The organism is Sodaliphilus pleomorphus, from assembly GCF_009676955.1.
Classification (GTDB): Bacteria; Bacteroidota; Bacteroidia; order Bacteroidales; family Muribaculaceae; genus Sodaliphilus; species Sodaliphilus pleomorphus.
Map to the genome: position 1 here is coordinate 2,851,271 of NZ_CP045696.1, position 15,608 is coordinate 2,866,878.

The 15,608-nt window shown below is 54.5% G+C and carries 9 protein-coding genes and 1 pseudogene; 5 read left to right on the forward strand and 5 right to left on the reverse strand.

The features are described from left to right. The first annotated feature begins 43 nt into the window (after positions 1–43). Complete coding sequence (locus GF423_RS11805; RefSeq protein ID WP_154328547.1) at positions 44–352, forward strand: hypothetical protein; 309 nt, start codon at positions 44–46, stop codon at positions 350–352. A gap of 344 nt (positions 353–696) precedes the next feature. On the opposite strand, the gene GF423_RS11810 is transcribed toward GF423_RS11805, so the two are convergent. Together GF423_RS11810 and GF423_RS11815 are read right to left on the reverse strand one after the other, a co-directional pair. Continuing rightward, positions 697–1,821, reverse strand: a complete 1,125-nt coding sequence (locus GF423_RS11810) for an acyltransferase family protein (protein ID WP_154328548.1) — start codon at positions 1,819–1,821, stop codon at positions 697–699. 40 nt (positions 1,822–1,861) lie between these two features. Continuing rightward, entirely contained in the window at positions 1,862–2,401 is a 540-nt protein-coding gene (locus GF423_RS11815) for a UpxY family transcription antiterminator (protein WP_154328549.1), read from the reverse strand. 101 nt (positions 2,402–2,502) lie between these two features. Between GF423_RS11815 and GF423_RS11820 the strand changes: the two genes are divergently transcribed. Further along, positions 2,503–3,057: an NUDIX hydrolase gene (locus tag GF423_RS11820; RefSeq protein ID WP_154328550.1), complete on the forward strand. Its 555-nt coding sequence runs from the start codon at positions 2,503–2,505 to the stop codon at positions 3,055–3,057. A 97-nt stretch (positions 3,058–3,154) separates the two neighbouring features. After that, positions 3,155–8,740 (forward strand): alpha-2-macroglobulin family protein, encoded by a 5,586-nt coding sequence (locus tag GF423_RS11825; RefSeq protein WP_206113255.1) that lies wholly within the window; start codon positions 3,155–3,157, stop codon positions 8,738–8,740. Between the two features lie 90 nt (positions 8,741–8,830). Here GF423_RS11825 and GF423_RS11830 read toward each other — a convergent pair whose 3' ends face one another. From GF423_RS11830 to GF423_RS11835, 3 genes and pseudogenes are all read right to left on the reverse strand, one after another. Further along, positions 8,831–10,834 (reverse strand): DUF7017 domain-containing protein, encoded by a 2,004-nt coding sequence (locus GF423_RS11830; protein WP_154328552.1) that lies wholly within the window; start codon positions 10,832–10,834, stop codon positions 8,831–8,833. 11 nt (positions 10,835–10,845) lie between these two features. Continuing rightward, positions 10,846–11,133, reverse strand: coding sequence for a hypothetical protein (locus GF423_RS14370; protein WP_394367031.1), 288 nt, complete (start codon positions 11,131–11,133; stop codon positions 10,846–10,848). A gap of 61 nt (positions 11,134–11,194) precedes the next feature. Continuing rightward, positions 11,195–12,925: pseudogene (locus GF423_RS11835) on the reverse strand (ATP-dependent DNA helicase); the annotation flags it as partial. 359 nt (positions 12,926–13,284) lie between these two features. Here GF423_RS11835 and gmd point away from each other — a divergent pair. Together gmd and GF423_RS11845 are read left to right on the forward strand one after the other, a co-directional pair. Beyond that, on the forward strand, positions 13,285–14,367 hold the full coding sequence (gmd, locus tag GF423_RS11840; protein ID WP_154328554.1) for a GDP-mannose 4,6-dehydratase: 1,083 nt from the start codon (positions 13,285–13,287) through the stop codon (positions 14,365–14,367). Between the two features lie 44 nt (positions 14,368–14,411). Further along, positions 14,412–15,581 (forward strand): GDP-L-fucose synthase family protein, encoded by a 1,170-nt coding sequence (locus GF423_RS11845; RefSeq protein ID WP_154328555.1) that lies wholly within the window; start codon positions 14,412–14,414, stop codon positions 15,579–15,581. Positions 15,582–15,608 lie beyond the last annotated feature (27 nt).

A 15,608-nucleotide genomic window follows, 5' to 3' on the forward strand; every position in this document is an offset into this window, starting at 1 on the left:
ATTCAAGGTGCCGGACAATTACTTTGCCGATTTCAGTAAGAATTTGACAGATTCTCTCCCCGAAATCCACATTACCGAAGAGGAGAAGCCCACATTGTGGTCGCGCATCAGCACCTACGTCTACATGGCGGCCATGTTTGCCGGCATCTGGTGCATGTTCCATGTGTTTGACATCTACAACGGCACAGCCGGCAAGGTCTCTCCCAAGACCGAGATGGCCAGTGGCGTGAAGGGCGACCTCAACACGGTGAAGGCTGCCAAGGCTGCCGACAATGCCAAGATGAGCTACAAGGACAGCATCGAGGCAGGCAGCACAGCTGGCGACAATGCGCCGCTCAAGGTGGCACAATGATGGCCGGCCGGGTTGAGTGAACAAGACGTGGGGCACGGTGCCTCGCCTTCTCAGTCATTTTTCTCTTGCTGTATCGTGCACAGTGCTGCTTTCACCAGGTGAGGGCAACGATACACCCAGCGCAACGACATGTTCTTCGCACGGTGTGCATGCACGCTTTTTCAAGTTGTGAAGTTCATTTTTCTCAGGCAAGCATGCTGAAAACGCATTTAAGAGAGAATAGGCAATAATCATTTCTGAGATTTCTAAGACTAACTTTCTCAATACCTGCAATCCCGTGGCACTTCGGTGTGCGAAGTGCCACGGGATTTTAGTTGTATATATTGCTGCTGCTTCGTGGGCGGTTAGCTGCCCAGGGGCTGGCCTGTGAGCAGCATGGCCAGGATGCGGCTGCGCTTCACTGCATAGATTGCAAGCAGCGTGACGGCAATCACGCAGAAGGCCACGGCAGCACTCAGCACCACCAGGGGCGTCATGCCCAAACCCATGGCCTTGAGCGGCTCTTGCAAGGCCGTGAGCGGAAACAGAAAGAAGTAGTGCAGCAAGTAGATGCCCAGGCTCTCATGACCCAGGAAGTCGAAGTAGCGGGCGGCCACGCCAGGGGTGTGCCCTTGGGTGTGGTACTCGTGCCGTCCCCATGGCTCGACCATGGCCAGTGCAATCACGATGAGTGCCAGGTGCATGAGCGGTGTTGTTGCCAGCGACAGCTCTTGCGAGAGCATGGCGTTGGCACTGTCGACGGCGCTGCCCGAGCCCTGTATCCACCATGGCATGTCCCAGGGATACACGGTGCAATAGAAGGTGAGGGCAAAGACGACGATGGCGGCTGCCACGCACCAGTCGTTGTGCCTGGCGCGGTCAAATGCCGCTTTCATGCGGTGGGCATACACTCCCATGACATACACTGGGAAGAATCGCGTGAGCAGCCCCACACCTGCGTAGTCTACATTGTTTTCCTCGCTTGAGAAAGCCATGCTCAGGGCTATGAGCGCGCCATACACCGCCACAAGCAGCACTGCGTGCATCCAGCCGCGTTTCAGCCTTGAGAGCGCATAGCTCAGCGCGTAGTACAGGAGTGACATTTCAAAGAGGCACAGCGTGAACCAGTAGCCGTCTTTCCAGTAGGATCGGTACAAGCCTGCCAGGTCGTGGCTCAAGGGCGACTGCAGCCCGCTGTGCGGGAAATACAGCACCCATAGCGGGGTGATGACCAGGAACGGGACGATGAGCTGCATGAAACGCTTCTTGATGCTGGGGGCCTTGAACATGGCCTTGTAGGTGAAATACCCGCTCACAAAGAAGAAGATGGGCATGTGCACCTGACCTATGAGCTTGAAAAGGAAGGCCGAGTCGATGCCCCTCACACACATGGTGAGCGCGTGGCCCATGACGACCATGAAGATAGCAATGCCCTTGAGCAGGTCGAAAGTCTCGATGCGTCGTTTCTTGTTGATTGACTGTTGATTCATTGTTTTTTTTTGTCTTCTGAAGTTGATTGTTGTTTAACGTCTATTGGTTGATTCTTTCGATGAGCGACGGGTGGATAAAAGTGGTGGCCACCGCCACAATGCCTGGAATGTTGACCACGACACGCCGGTCGCCCTTCACTCGCACAAATATGCCCTCGGCACCCTCAAACGGGCCTCCCAGTATGCGCACCCGGTCGCCCTGGCTGAAGTCGCCTGGATTGGGGTCGAGATAGATGAGCTGCTCGTCGTGGGTGCCTGCTACGGCGATGAAGCTCTTCATCTGCCTCTCGGGCACAATGATGGGCTTGTGGGTCTCCTGGTTCATGATGTAGCGCACGGGCAGGGCTGTGCTCGCTTTGTACTCGGCCATGCGTGCAGGCTCGATGTTGACAAAGATGAGGTTGTGCACCGATGGCACGAGCTTCTTTATCATGCGGCCTTCTCGCACCATGCGCTTGTATTGCATGGGCACAAAACTGTCGATGCCTCTCGCTTCGAGGTCGCTTTTCACCTTGAGCTCGCGGTTGTAGGTCACCCGCAGCGCATACCACACTTTGTTCTCTTCAGATTTGCTCTCCATCGCTGTGCAAATTTATGGATAAAATGTGGAATTGAGGCCGTGTTGGCGAAATTTTTATTTCCATTTCACGTTATCGATATAGTAAATACATCACATGACTCATGGCAAAGAAAATCGAAAAATGGAAAACTCTCGACACCCGCTACATCATCAGGCGCCCATGGCTCACGGCCCGGGTCGACCGTGTGCAGTTGCCCGACGGGCGCATCAACCCTGAGCACTATGTGCTTGAATATCCCGATTGGGTCAATGTCACTGCCATCACTGCCGAGGGCAAGTTTGTCTTCGTCAGGCAGTACCGCCATGCTTTCGACGACGTCTTCGACGAGCTGTGTGCCGGCGTGAGCGAGAAAGGCGAGCAGCCCGTCGAGGCTGCCCGGCGCGAGCTGCTCGAGGAGACGGGCTATGCCGGCGGCGAGTGGACGCTCACGATGACCATAGGCCAGAACCCCAGCACTTGCAACAATCTCACCTATTGTTTCCTGGCCCAGGGTGTCGAGAAGGTCGGCAGTCAGCACCTCGATGCCAGCGAGGATATCGAGGTCGTGCTCAAGAGCGAGCGAGAGGTCTACGACATGCTTGTGGCCGACGAGATGAAGCAAGCCCTCATGGCCGCACCGCTGTGGCGCTACTTTGCGTTGAAGGGTAAAACTTAATTTTTATGAAATCCTTTGATGCAGTGGCATTGTTTTTGTACTTTTGTGTAAAACAATAAATTTTTTTTAAAGAAAAGAGATGAGTGCAATTCCAATTATGAAAAATTCACACCACGACAATCGCTTGTTTTTACATGCTTGGCGTCGCAACTTGAAATTGTTGCTCAAGTCGCTGGGCATCGTTGTGCAACTGTTGTTGCCACTCACCATGTGGGCCGGAAGCAAGGCCGTGACCCCCGATTTTGATTATCCCAAAACTGTGAGCAAGACGGCCTTGGCCGACCTCAATGCTGCCATTAAGGCTGGCGACGGCAACAAGACCGTCGATGCTCTTGTGCGCTACACCCTGGCCCAGGGCTCCATCTCCAGCGACAACATGGCCGGGATTGTGGCCAAGGTCGACTCGGTCATCGCTCGCGAGACACGGCCCGACTATCGCGCACTGCTCTATAGCCTCGAGGCCCGCATCTTTGCCAGCTATCGCGACCAGTGTGCAGTCTACGATCGTCGCAACGACGAGGCTCAGCTCTCGACCGACTACAGCGAGTGGGACCGCAAGCAGTTTGACAACCGCGTCGACTCGCTTCTGCGCCTGGCGCTGGCCGACGAGGCTGCGCTCAAGAAGTGCCCGGTGGGCCAGTATGGCGGTGTGCTCAAGTATGACCTCCAGGGGTCCCTGTATGTACCCACGCTTTATGAAGCCATCACGACGTGGAACATAAACTTTTCCAATTGTGAGGCCGACAAGGCGGCCTGGGGCAAGGCATGGCTCGACTACGAGAAGCAGCAGGGCAACATTCCGGCCATCATGTATTGCTACGGGTCGGCCAACCCCTACGACGAGTCGCTCGGCGACGTGTATGAGCGATACAAGGACAGCGAGTACAGCGGCTTGCTGCTTGCTCAATGCACCTGGACCGACCAGTACAGCCAGCTCACCAGCTACATGACCCGCTTCAAGGGCAACTCGCGCTATGCGGGCGACATTGAACGCAAGATCAATTCGATCGAGAGAAAAAATGTGTTTGTTGACTTCGGGCAAGAGATTTGCTCTACCGATAGCGTGACAGTGAAAATCTCATCCCGCAATGTGAATCGTGCCACGATCAACCTGTATCGCGTGCCCGATGCTGTGCTCAACAGTGCCAGCTTCAAGAAACGTCATTATTCACGCCCTGTGTCGGAATTGAAACTGGTGGCCTCCCAGCAGGTCGACATTGCGGGCACGGTGCCTTTTGAAAGAGAGGCTGTTGTGAAGTTTTCCCCGTTGCCCTATGGAAAATATACTGTGTTGCCTGAGTTTGAGGCTGGGGGCAAAACAGTTGCCGACGGCGATTACAATGCAATGAACTTGTACATTGTGAGCGACCTTGCCAGCTTCACACTTGGCCAGGCAGGAGAGAAAGACCGCATCTTTGCTGTCGAACTCAAGACGGGAGCACCCCGCGGCGGTGTGAAGGTGAAAGGTGACAAGGGCTTTTCGGGCACCACTGCCAGCGATGGCAGCCTGCAAGTGCCCGATGATATCTACACCTACACCTTGAGCCAGGGCAGCGACAAGTATGGCTCTAAAGCCAATTGCGTCCATTTCTACTACAACGATGCAGTGCCTACCAAGACGATAAGCGGCTACACCGATTTGGGCATCTACCGCCCGGGCGAGACTGTGAAGTTTGCTGCTGTTGTTTATGAGACGGGTGGCGACTTGCGCCAGGTGATTGCTGGTGAAAAGGTGAAGGCTTCTTTAAAAGACCCCAATGGCAAACTGGTCGATTCCATGTGGTGTACAGCCGATGAGTTTGGCCGCATCGAGGGCAGCTTCAAGATACCTGCCGACCGCATGAACGGCCGCTGGTCGATAGCCTTCGGCGGTACATCGGGGCACTCGTCCTATGGCTATGTGACAGTGAACGTGAGCGAGTACAAGACACCCACGTTTACAGTCAGTTTCCCTGATGCAACTGACGCCTATGTGCGCAAGCAGCCTGTGAAAATCACAGGCAAGGTCGAGACCTACTCGGGCATGCCCGTGCAAGGGACCCAGGTTGAGCTGCGGCTCGTGGCCAAGAGCTGGTCGTGGTGGTGGCGCTGGAACAATGGCAATGACGATGATGACGACGAGGTCAACGACACTACTGTGGTGACCGATGCCCAAGGTGTTTTTACTGTCGAGTATCCTGCCCATCTCTTTAAGGAGAATGCCGATGCTGCTGGCGGCAAGATCGATGTCGACAGCTGGCGCAGCTACCAGTTGACTGCACAAGTGACCAATGTGGCGGGCGAGACTCACGAGTCGAGTACCAATTTCATCATCGGTCGCCATCGCGGCTTCACGTTTGCGAGCGAGGAGGTGACGTTGCTCAACGACAAGCCAGTGAAGATGCCTGTGACCTTCAACTCAACCGACGAGAACGACAAAAACGTGCCTTGCACCTACACTCTCTACGACAAGGCCCGCAATCGTGTGGTTGCCACGGGCACTTTCCAGTCGAGCGACACCACGCTCGACCTCACCCGTGTGCCGTCGGGGCAATACAAGCTGGAGGTCGAGGTTATAGGCGACACGTCTACTCGAGCCCGCGGAAGTGTCGTCTTGTACCGTGCTGCCGACAAGGCCGCTCCTGTCGTCGACGCGGCGATGTGGCTGCCCGGGCCCAGCCGCTATGTCGACAGCAAGAATGTGGCTCACGTGCTCATAGGCATCTCGGTGCCCAAGTCGCACATCTATTACATTGCCGCCAGCCGCAAGCGCATCTTGGGGCAAGGCTGGCTTGAAATGGGCAGGGGCATGCACGACTTCAAGGTGCAAGTGCCCAATGAGCCCGACGAGGATATCACTTTCCACTTCATCAACTTCTACAACGGCGAGAAGAATGAGGAGACGTTTACTCTCAGCTCCCCTGTCAACCGCCAGCAGCTCAAGGCCAGGGTAGTCTCGTTCCGCGACAAGCTTGTGCCCGGCAATAAGGAGAAGTGGACTTTCCAGCTGCTTGACAAAGACAACAAGCCAGTGAAGGGGGCTATGATGCTTGAAATGTATGACAAGGCACTCGACGACTTGGCTTCCAATCACTGGTCGTTCAGCCCTCGTGTGTACTATCCCAGGATGTTTGCCATCGACAGCTATTTCAACCCGTGGGGGGTGTGGACCAACTACTGCAGCTTTACACAAGCGGCCAAATATGCGGCCAGTCACTACCAGGCTCCTCAGTTGTGGCTCTACGACAGGGATTTCTTCTTAAATAGAGAAATTCTCTTATACGGTGCACGAACGCGTGTAGGGGGTGTATACGCCAATGAACTGTGCGAGTCTGTTGTCGTGAAAGACGAGGCACCTCATGCAGCCATGTCGATGAAGCGAGCCCCAATTGCACAGGCAGTCGCCGGCAGTGCCCCACGCTCAAGTCTCGGGCAGGTGAAGGTGCGCACGGCCGACGTAAAGACGGCCCTGTGGCGCCCGTTGCTGGTGAGCGATGCGCAGGGCAACGTCGCGGTCGAGTTTGAAGCTCCCGAGTACAATTCCACTTGGATTGTGCAGGGTATCGCCTATAATGCCCGCCTTGTTTCCGACAACTTCTCTCGCGAGGTGTTGACCCAGAAACCGGTGATGGTGAAGTCGAGCGTGCCGCGCTTCCTGCGCCAGGCCGACAAGGTCACCCTTGCTGCCACAGTGCAGAATGCCACGGCTCAGGCACTGACGTGCGAGGCTGTGATCGAGCTCTTCAACCCGCGCACTGGCCAGATTTATGCTTCGCGCAACTTCTCGCCAAGCATCCCGGCCAAGGGCACAAGTGCCGTGTCGATCGACTGGAGTGTGCCCGACTCGGTGCCCTTTGTGGGCTTCCGTGTGAAGGCTGTGGGTGGCAACTATGGCGACGGCGAGCAAGTGCTGATACCGGTGCTCAGCGCCGTGTCGCCTGTGATCGAGACCAAGCCGTTCTACATCGACCCTGGCACAGGTCATTTCACCGTGTCGCTCCCGCCACAGGTTCGCAATGGTGCTCGCTTCACACTGGAGTATTGCGACAACCCCGTGTGGTACTGCCTCACGGCTTTGCCCACCATCTACAGCGACAACCACCAGGTGGCCTCGAGCCTTGCCCATAGCCTCTATGCCCAAGTGCTGGCACGCGGCATTGCCAAGTCGCAGCCCAAGGTGGCCGAGGCCATTAATTACTGGAAGCAACACAGCGAGGACAGTGTGCTTGTGTCGATGCTGGCCAAGAATCAGGATTTGAAGATTGGCACGCTGCTGGCTTCGCCCTGGCTGGCCGAGGCCGACCGCCAGACCCTGCGCATGTCGAAGCTCGATGAGTTGCTCGACGAGGAGCGGTCGATGGCCGAATACCGCAGAATTGTCGATGGCCTCAACGACTTGCAGATGAGCGACGGCGGCTGGTGCTGGTATCGCTACCCGGGTTGCCGCAGCTCGTTGTGGACCACCCACGAGGTGCTTGAGATCATAGGCGAGCTGCAGCACTTGGGCTACATCAACGACGATGCTGCCATCAACGCCATGGTCAAGAAAGCCCTGGGCTACTACGACCGCGAGAACCTGCGACTGTTCAAGGAGCAGACCAAGCGCAACAAGCGCAACTATAGCGGCTTTGCCAGCTACGTGTATGTGCGCACGCTCTTCCCTGGCTATAAGCCTGGCCCCGACAATGCTGCCATGATCAAGAAATGCCTCTCGGCGATGACCACCGGTTGGAAACATGCCGACCTGGGCACCAAGGCATTCTATGCAATGGCCCTCAATCGCAATGGCTATCAGGCCGTGGCGCGCAACATCATTGCCTCGATACGCGAGTTTGCTATCACCAAGCCCGAACTGGGCATGTACTGGGACAACTTGCAAGTGGGCTGGCGCTACTTCGACAAGGTGGCTGTCACGAGTACCATCTTGCAAGCCATCAACGAGATCGATCCCCAACAGCAGGAAATCGACTTGATACGCAAGTGGATTCTGTTGATGAAGCAGAGCAACGACTGGGGCAGCAGCAGTCTTGCTGCCGATGCCGTCTATTCCATTCTTTCTACGGGCTCGCAGTGGCTCTCGCAACCCGCCACTCCGATCATCACGATCGATGGCAAACCGGTAGACTTGGGCAAGATGACTGGCTACCTGGGCTATGCGCGCACCACTGTGGCTGCTGCGCCAGGTGCCAAACTCGAGATTTCGCGCCAGGGCACGAGTCCAGCTTGGGGAGCCGTCTATGCACAGTATAACGCCCCCATGACCATCGTCGACGAGAATGCCATCACCGAGCTCTCAATACACAAGGAGTATTACACCTACGGGCCCGATGGCAAGATACACCAGGCCGATCCTGCCCGCTTGCGCGTGGGCGACAAGGTGCAGGTGCGTGTGGTGATAAAGAACAACAAAGACATGGACTATGTGACTGTGGGCGACGACCGCGGGGCCTGTTTTGAGCCAGTCGACCAGCTCTCGGGCTATCGCCAGACCGACGGTTTGTTCTACTATATCGAGACCAAGGACAGCCGCACCAATCTCTTCTTCACCTCACTGCCCAAGGGCACGCATGTGATCGGCTATGATGTGTATGTCGCCAGTGCAGGCGAGTATGCCGCAGGCATTGCCACGGTGCAGTGCCAGTATGCGCCCCAGCTCACCGCCCACTCGGCCGGCGCCCTCATCAAGGCCGCCCCCAAGCCATAGTGGCCGAAGACAATTTCATAGTAATCCCCCAAAAGCCAGGAACTACGCCGTCTTTTGGGGGGTTACAGTTTTATAGAGATGTGAAAAGCCTCAGTCGCTATATGTTTTTACATCGACAGGCAAGAAATGGCAACGGCCATGCTTGTCGGTCTCGTAGCAATAGGCGATGCGCAGCTTCTGGCCCATCGTGGGCTGTAGGCCTGCGTCGCAGCAGCGCAAAGTTTCACTCAGCTTCTTGTCGTTATCTACGATGTGGAACTTGCCTTGTGCCTCATCTACCCAGCTCACCACGGCGATGCAGTGCCTAAACTCGGCAAGTGCTTGGTCTCGATTGGAGCAAGGTGTGACAAAGACGGCCTTGTAGCCAGAGCCTTTGTCAGAAATTTCCTTGTAGGCGCGCATGGTGACAATGGTGCCTTTGGGTAGGTTGCTTGGTGCTGCAGGATAAAAGTATTTCTTGCTATCGGTGCTGTTGATAAGCGAGAATTTCTTCTGGGTGTTGGAGAAGGTGACCACACCCGTTGTGGCAGGCAATAGCGACCAAGGCTCGAGCGAGGTGGCCCTTACAAGCAGGATTGTGCTGACTGGTTTGCTCTGATTGCCGTCATTTCTGCGTTGTGTAATTTCTTTCAGCTCGATCACAGTGCCCATTTTGAGCTTATGCAAGATGGGAAAACGTGCAGTCTTGGTTTTCTCCTGGGTGCCGTCGGGTGCAAGTAGCATGCAACGTTCTTTCTTGTCGCCAGGAGAGGTCCACCTTTCAGCCAAGATGCGTTGCTTCCACTCAATATCGCTGTAGACCATCTCGAGTGCTGCGTCCTCGCAACGGCGCTCCATCGCAAAGTCACGCGCTGCCACGGTGCCTTGCGGGATTTGGTCGCGCAGTTGCTTGTAGTCGTCATTGAGCTTCCATCCATTTCGTGTGTAGCAGCGGCTGTAGGCTTCCAACTCGGCAAGGGATGCAGCTGGCGACTGGTGGCGCAGGTAGAGACGGGCGAGTTTCAGATGAATTTTCCCTACAAACTCCTCTTTGCTCCCAGTATTGCGGGCATGCACATAGAGGCCTGCTTTTATTTTCTCGTTGTTGGTGATGAAATCACCTAACTCATTCCACAGGAAGAACTTATCGGGCTTGCTGAGCAGTAAATGCTTGTAGCGGTCGATGACCTGAGAAGTGTCGCCCATCCATGTGTCGATGCCTATGCTTTGACGCAGTAGCCAGTCATCGTCGGGCACGTGCTGGAGTACCATCTTATAAATTGATTTGAGCCACAGCACATCGGCTTGGTCTCGATGATGATTGTCTTTAATCTCGTCGTAGCAGGCCTTGGCAGCCTTCTCGGCCAGGGAAGAATAATTTCCACCCTTGGGATTGGGGGTTTGCTGCCAATCCTCTTCGGTGAAATTAGCCACATCCCATTCTCGCAGAAAGGCGACGATGCTGAAAGTTACATCGTATTTTTCTTTGTTTAAATTCTCCTTGAAACGCAGGGCCGAGCGCAGCATGCAAGAGTGTAGCCTGCTGGGGCGATCTACTTGCAGGGTGAAGTATTCGTGGTAGATAGAGACATTGGCTTGAGCTTCTTGCCGAGTCATATCTGAATTGTTGACGGCCTGAAGGTAGCGGTAGAGAATCCATGCGTAGCTGGTGTGCAGAGATGGATCCAAGTCCTGCGCGCTTCTCACCTGGCTCCGCAACTGGGTGTAGGCTTCAACTGGGTGCTCTTTGCAAGCTGCGTTGCAGTTGTGGATGAGCGTGGCGTGAGGCAGGGCACGGCTGCATAACAAATCATAGCACCGTTTGGCATAGCCATTCTGGTCGTACAACTGGGGCAGGAGTTGTTTCATCACGTTGAGACTTTGAACCAGGGTAGTGGTATCGGTGCTATCAAGGTAACGGTCTTTACACAGCGAATAGAGCACCCAGTAGTAGGCGCTATTCACCCGCTTGTCGGTTGGGAAATTTTCATAGTCTTCTTTGGCTATGTCCAAGGCCTCTTCGAGATGGCCGAGGCTGCGCAGGTGGAATATTTCTCCAGTGCGGGGCTGTGAAATGGGCCTTTGGTTTTGCTTGAGCGGTTGTAAATTGGTCATGGTGGTTTGCCTTATTGTTTTGCTGAATGATTGATCATCGCAATGAGTTGTAGCAGCAACGTGTCATCGCTGCCTGATTTTGAACTGGGTTGAATGGAGGTAATAAAACCGTTCTTGTCGATGTTGCACTTGAGGTCGGCAAACGGTGCTGATGTGCGTAGGCAGTAAAGCACGTAATAGTTTGCCCGGTGGTCTACCACATTGGTAATGGTGATACCCAGCGTGTCGCAAGCCGAGATGATGACAGCGTGAAATTGTTTCAGCGCCTGAGTGGCAGGCTGGTAGTCGATGTCGTACATGGCCTCTGACTGATCGTTGAGCAACTGTAGTAACTCCTCGTTGTGAATATTGTTGTTTTTTTGGCAAAAAACGGGTGTACATGCCCGATTTGTCGTAGTAGCAGTCGAAAACGACCGTGCCTCCCTCGGGCAGAGCAATCGTGTAGGTATCGAGATAGGAACTGCATTTCACTTGGGTGAGCGTGTAGCCGTGTGCTTCGAGATTGGCGATGGCCGAGGCACACTGGTTTTGCTGGGCTGGGCTGGCATTGCGCGGCAGCAGCGAGATGCCGGGGATGGGCTTGTAGGCAAATGCTTCTTTGCTGGGCTTGCTCTTGGTGACAATGGAGCTGGAAACATTCAACTTGAAATTGAGGTAGCCTATGTTGGGCATGCTCACGCCGTAGAGGCAGCGCTTGGCGCGTGTGGTGGCAGTGTAGCTCCATCGCAGAGAATCGGCATTGAGGCCGCATCGGCGGGTGTAGTCTACAATCACCGAGTCCCACTCGCCACCTTGTGCCTTGTGGCAGGTAATGGCATAGCCATATTTCACCTGCAAGGCATTGAGATAGGGGTCTTGAAACATATAGATTTCCCATTTGAGCTTATTGTCGCCAGGCTGGGCCTTCTTCAAGTTGTTGAAACGTATTTTGGCCGAAGTATAAAGTGCTACCCATTCGTCGTGGGTGAGCGATGCCACATCGTTGTTGAGCAGGGAATCGATGATTTTGCATTGTCTCTCATTGCCATCTTGATCTCTGATGGTCACGGTGCGGAATGTGATGTCAATCTTTTGATCGGCATATTTGTTTTGAGGCAGATGCTCCACGTTGTCGCTTGCCGATTCTACAACAACGAAGTCGCCATTGTAATAGGCAGGCTCCATATCGGTGCCATAGGCGTTCTTCACCACTTGCAGCACGTCGCCACATTGCACGGTGTCTTTACCAGGGTAGTAGATGCTGCGTATCTTACGGTTGTAGTAGGCGGCCATGGCATTGGAGTAGACGATAATCATGCTCTTGTCGATAGTGGGCCTTGGGCATATCTTGACGTAGGTGTTGGCCACGTTGCACGATTCTATGTCCATAACCTCGCCTGGCTTGCGTTGGAATTTAAGTTCACCGCTCTTGGTATCGTTCAACCGGTTTCGCAGTAGTATGGCATTGTCGAGGATGGCGCTGCCATTGGCCTGTCGTATCACCTCGGTGAGATTGAACTCGGCCACTGCCAGCGAGTGCTTCTGAAAATAGGCAGTATCGAGGGCAGCCGAGTAGGTTTCGCCCACTGGGGGTAACTGTGCAGGGTCGCCTATAAACAAAATCTTGTTGCCAAGGTCAAGGCGGGCATACTTGAGCAAGTCGATGAGCAGGCTGCCTGAACCGAAATGCAGGATGTCGCCTTTTTGATTTTTCTCGCTCACCAACGAGGCCTCATCGATGATGAAAAGATTGCCAGTGGAGTTGTCGGCAGCACTATTGAGCTCGAAATGCACTTCCACGTGCTTGTATCTCTCGGTTTTGTCATCTTTTTCGTCGGGAGTCATTTTGATGCCCGTGTAATGATAAATCGTCTTGTGGATGGTAGCAGCTCTCATTCCTGTCTTTTCTTGCAGGATTTTGGCTGCTCGACCGGTTAGGGCTAGGAGTACAGGGTTGAGACCGCTTGCCAGGGCTGTGCTTGCAATGGGGTTGATGAGTGTGGTTTTGCCAGTGCCGGCATAGCCTCGCAGAATGAAGATTTGCTTGTCATCGTCGTCGAGAAAGTTTTTCACCGACTCGAGGGCGGCTTGTTGTTGGTCGTAAAGTTTCATAATGATATGGTAGTGCTTTGTTTAATGTTGTCTTGTTACTTTATGTTGGTATCTGGCTCCCAGGTCACGATACAGGACTCGAGCAGTGCTTTCCTGTCGTAAAAAGAATGCAATGATAGACGAGGAGTTACGTTCTCTCGAAGTCGATAACATTGTATTTGCCTTAGATCTCTATAGATCTAAAGGGTTGTGTAGAAACATGCTAAATGAGCCCTTTTTGCAATGTTGCAAAAACTGTGCCATGGGTTGCTTTCGATTATTTTCAGCCTGGTTAGGGAACCATAGGAGAAAGCCGGGTATCGTAGGGGTGCAATTTCAATCTTTTTAGTAACTTTGCAATAGATAATAATGATTACGACATGAACAAGAATAATCAGAAAGTGGCATTAATCACCGGTATCACCGGGCAAGATGGCTCCTACCTGGCCGAGTTCCTTCTCGATAAGGGCTATGAGGTGCACGGCGTGATGCGCCGTAGCAGCAGTTTCAACACGGGTCGCATCGAGCACCTCTATCTCGACGAGTGGGTGCGCGACATGAAGCGAGGCAGGCTGCTCAATCTCCATTATGGCGACATGACCGATTCCAGCTCGCTGATACGCCTCATCGAGGAAATCAAGCCCGACGAAATCTACAACCTAGCAGCTCAAAGCCATGTGAAGGTGTCATTTGAGGTGCCCGAGTTCACGGCCGAGAGCGATGCTCTGGGGGTGCTGCGCCTGCTCGAGGGCGTGCGCATAGCAGGCAGGGCTCATTGCACAAGGATTTACCAAGCCAGCACCAGCGAGCTCTTTGGCAAAGTGCAGGAGACGCCGCAGCGCGAAACTACGCCTTTCTATCCCCGCAGCCCCTATGCCGTGGCCAAGCTTTATGCCTACTGGATCATGGTGAACTATCGCGAGGCCTATCACATGTATTGCGCCAACGGCATCCTCTTTAACCACGAGAGCGAGCGCCGTGGCGAGAACTTTGTGACCCGCAAAATCACCGTCGCTGCAGCACGCATCGTCAACGGCTTGCAAGACAAGCTTTACCTGGGCAACTTGAACGCCCGCCGCGACTGGGGCTATGCCAAGGACTATGTGGAGTGCATGTGGCTCATGCTTCAGCAGCCCGAGCCCGACGATTTTGTCATCGCCACGGGCGAGCACCACACCGTGCGCGAGTTTTGCGCCCTGGCCTTCCACTATGCCGGCATCGAGCTCGAGTGGCAGGGCGAGGGTCTGGACGAGAAGGGCATCGACAAGGCAACCGGCAAGGTGCTTGTCGAGGTTGATCCCAAGTACTTCCGCCCCACCGATGTGGAGCAGCTCCTGGGCGATCCTTCCAAGGCCAAGACTGTGCTGGGATGGAATCCGCGCTCTACGACCTTCGACCAGCTTGTGCGCATCATGGTCGAGCACGACCTCGAGCACGTGAAAAAAGTGTATCATCTCAAGTGACAACACATCTGCACGACAAAGCAAAATAATATCGAAACCGTATCATGCTTGACAAAAACTCAAAAATATATGTAGCCGGCCACCACGGCCTCGTGGGTTCGGCAATATGGAAAAATCTTGAAAAGCGGGGCTACAACAATCTCGTGGGTCGCAGCCACAGCGAGCTCGACCTCACCGATCAGCAGGCTGTGCGTCGTTTCTTCGACCAGGAGCGTCCCGATGCCGTGGTGCTGGCGGCTGCCTATGTGGGCGGCATCATGGCTAACTCGCTGTATCGCGCCGATTTCATCATGCAGAACATGAAGATACAGTGCAACGTCATCGACGAGAGCTACAGGCATGGCGTGAAGAAGCTGCTTTTCCTGGGCTCGACCTGCATCTATCCCAAAAATGCCCCTCAGCCCATCAAGGAAGATGCCTTGCTCACTTCGCCCCTGGAATATACCAACGAAGAATATGCGCTGGCCAAGATTTCGGGCCTGAAAATGTGCGAGAGCTACAACCTGCAATACGGCACCAACTATATCGCCGTGATGCCTACCAACTTGTATGGACCCAACGATAACTTCCATCTTGAAAACAGCCACGTGATGCCTGCCATGATGCGCAAGATATACCTGGCGCGTCTCATCAACGAGGGAAACTGGAAGGCTATCGCAACCGACATGAACAAGCGCCCGGTGAAGGGCGTTGACGGTAGTGCCAGCCACGACGAGATATTGCGTGTGCTTGCCGACTACGGCATAGCCGACAATCACGTCACGCTGTGGGGTACGGGCCGGCCGCTGCGCGAATTCTTGTGGAGCGAGGACATGGCCGACGCCAGCGTCTACCTCTTGCTCAATGTGGATTTTAAGGATATCATAGGCATCGACAAGTACTCGAGCGTGTTCTACGGCGCCACCACCGGGGGGCACATCGACCGCAACACCTCGACGGGGCGTGGCGGCGCCATTCCTGCCCTGGGCGAGATACGCAATTGTCACATCAACGTGGGCACGGGCATCGAGATCACTATCAGGCAGCTCAGCCAGTTGGTAGCCCAGGCAGTGGGCTTCAAGGGCCGTATCGACTTTGACGCCTCCAAGCCCGACGGCACGCCACGCAAGTTGTGCGACGTGACCAAGCTGCACAGCCTGGGCTGGCGGCACAGCATGGAGGTCGAAGACGGAGTGAAGGCGCTCTATGCCTGGTATCGGTCTACACTCGTGTGATCAACTTATATAGAAAAATCAATAATC